The sequence below is a fragment of the Cupriavidus sp. SK-3 genome, assembly GCF_000611145.1.
In the GTDB taxonomy this organism is placed as follows: Bacteria; Pseudomonadota; Gammaproteobacteria; order Burkholderiales; family Burkholderiaceae; genus Cupriavidus.
Genome location: NZ_JFJV02000192.1, coordinates 28,946 through 31,639, shown reverse-complemented (window position 1 = coordinate 31,639; position 2,694 = coordinate 28,946). Strand labels below are relative to the sequence as shown.

Genomic DNA, 2,694 nt, shown 5'->3' with positions numbered 1-2,694 from the left:
CGGCCCCCCGCCGGCAGCCGGATCGAAGCGGTCGCAGAACCCCCGGTTTGATGGCTTTACCAGTAGTGCATTACTTGTACTTGTAGTAGCAATTGCAATAGCAACAGGAGACAGAGACTCATGCATCGCCGCCAATTCCTCGCCCATGCGGGCGCGCTCGCCGCTACCGCGGCAACCCTCGGCCTGGCCAGCGCGCCGGCCCTGGCGCAGGCGGACAATTTCCCGCAACGGCCGATCCGCCTGATCATCGGCTATACCGCCGGCGGTTCCACCGACCTGCCGTTTCGCGTGCTGGCGGAAAACGCTTCCAAGATCTTCGGCCAGCCGGTGATCATCGAGAACAAGCCGGGTGCGGGCGGCGTGCTGCCCGCCCAGCTGATGCAGTCGACCCAGCCTGACGGCTACACGCTGGCGCAGGTAGCGATGCCGGTCTACCGCCTGCCGTACACCACCAAGATCAACTGGGACCCGGTCAAGGACCTGTCCTACGTGATCAACCTGGCCGGCTACTCGTTCGGCCTGGTGGTCCCGGCGGATTCGCCGATCAAGACCATGCAGGAATACATTGCCTATGCGAAGGCCAACCCGGGCAAGCTGACCTACGGCTCGCCGGGTTCGATGACCACGCTGCACCTGACCATGGAAGAGCTGGCCATGAAGCAGAACGTGCAGTTCTCGCATATCCCGTACAAGGGCAACTCGGAATCCATGCAGGCCCTGCTGGGCGGTCACGTGATGTCGGTGGCCGATACCCCGGCCTGGGCGCCGTACGTGGAATCGGGCAAGCTGCGCCTGCTGTCGACCTGGGGCGAGAAGCGCTCGGCGCGCTTCCCCAATGTGCCGACGCTCAAGGAACTCGGCCTGGGCATCGTGCAGACCTCGCCGTTCGGCGTGGTGGCGCCCAAGGGCACCGATCCGAAGATCGTCAAGAAGCTGCATGACGGCTTCAAGAAGGCCATGGAAATGCAGAACTACCGCGATGCGCTGGCCAAGTTCGACATGGAGCCCTACTACATGAGCAGCGAGCAATACGCCAGGTTCGCGGCGGATACGGTCAAGAAGGAAAAGGCCATTATCGACAAGCTGGGGCTGAACAAGCCGCAATAAGCCGCAATAAGCCGCATTAAGCAGGGCATAGCTGCCTGCATTGAGCCGGCGCCGCCCTGTCAGGGGCTGGCGCCGTTTTCATACCGGGCCGTTTTTCGGCCGGCAATCAAGGGGAACGCCGTCATGGCAAAGGAAGATTTCCGTCACTGCATGCCGCTGCGCGTGCGCTGGGCCGAGGTCGATCCGCAGTCGATCGTCTTCAACGCGCACTACCTGACCTACTGCGATATCTGCGTGACGGAGTACTGGCGTGCGCTGGGGATCCGGTATCCGGAGGACGTGCTGCACGCGCATGGCGTTGATATTTTCGTGGTGAAGTCCACGCTGGAGTATCACGCGTCCGCGCGCTTCGACGATATGCTGGAAATCCGGGGGCGTATCGCACGTCTGGGCCGCTCCAGCATGTTGTTCCGCGTGGAGATGTATCGTGGCGACGAGCACCTGATTACCGGCGAGATCGTCTATGTGTGCGCGGATCCGGCCACGAAGAAGTCGGCGCCGGTTCCCGGGCCGGTACGGGAAACGATCACGGCTTATGAGGTCGTGAAGCCGGACGCCTGAGCCGGCGGGCTCCCCGCTGCGCGGTGGTTGCTCAAGCGGCGGCGCTGGCCTGCGTGCACGCCAGCGCCGCTCGAAAAGGCGCCTGGAAACTCAGCGCGCCGCGATACCGGCATCCTCCATGTAGGCCCGGATCACCGCATCGAAATCCGCATCCCCCTGGAACCCCAGCGCCAGCGCCCGCGCCGTGTTCCACGCGGCAGGCCAGGTGCCGACGATATTCTCGATGCGCGCCTCGCGCTCCCAGCTCACCCGATCCGCCACGGCATCGCCGGCCACGCGCCGCAACGCCGCCACCATCTCCCTGGGCGTTACCGACAGCCCCGGCAGGTTCACGGTCCGGCGTTCGCCGAAATCAACGCCTTCGATTTCCATGCCGCGCACCAGCGCAGCGATGGCCCCGCGCGGCGACAGCAGCCACAGCGGCGTGTCCGGCGCAACCGGGCAATTGGCAGCCTCTCCAGCCAGCGGCTCGCGAATGATCCCGCTGGCGAACGACGATGCCGCGGCATTGGGCTTGCCCGGCCGTATGCTGATGGTCGGCAGCCGCAGCACGCGCCCGTCGACAAAGCCGCGCCGGCTGTAATCCGACAGCAGCAGCTCGCCAATCGCCTTTTGCGCGCCGTACGAGGATTGCGGGTTGAGCGCGGTATCGTCCTGCACCACGGCGGGCAAGGTGCCGCCATACACGGCGACCGAACTGGTGAACACCACGCGCGGCCGATGGCCCAGCGCGCGGCAGGTTTCGAGCAGCGCACGGGCGGCGTCGAGATTGACGCGCATGCCCAGTTCAAAATCCGCTTCCGCCTGGCCGCTGACAACGGCCGCCAGGTGGAACACCGCGCCGGTACGGGCATCGACGGCCTGTGCCAGCACCGCGGGGTCGGACAAGTCGCCCGTGACCACGCGCACGCGTGCGTCGTCCAGCGGGGGCGGGGCCACCACGTCGAGCAGGGTCAGGCCTTCGATGGCGGCCGGCTTGCCGTCGATGTCCAGGGTGCCGCGCTTGAGCAGCAGGCGCGCCAGTTG

General features: G+C 65.7%; 2 protein-coding genes and 1 pseudogene. 2 read left to right on the top strand and 1 reads right to left on the bottom strand.

Features of this window, described 5'->3' with window-relative positions; translation table 11 throughout:
• Window positions 1-120: 120 nt before the first annotated feature.
• Window positions 121-1,107 carry a tripartite tricarboxylate transporter substrate binding protein gene (locus CF70_RS18510; RefSeq protein WP_035867690.1) on the top strand — a complete coding sequence of 329 codons (987 nt, stop codon included), beginning with the start codon at window positions 121-123 and terminating at the stop codon, window positions 1,105-1,107.
• Between the two features lie 123 nt (window positions 1,108-1,230).
• A complete protein-coding gene (locus CF70_RS18505; RefSeq protein ID WP_035867688.1) occupies window positions 1,231-1,668 on the top strand; it encodes a YbgC/FadM family acyl-CoA thioesterase in 438 nt (145 codons plus the stop codon).
• Window positions 1,669-1,758: 90 nt separating this feature from the next.
• On the opposite strand, the pseudogene denD reads toward CF70_RS18505, so the two are convergent.
• A pseudogene (denD, locus tag CF70_RS18500) lies at window positions 1,759-2,694 on the bottom strand (D-erythronate dehydrogenase); the annotation flags it as partial.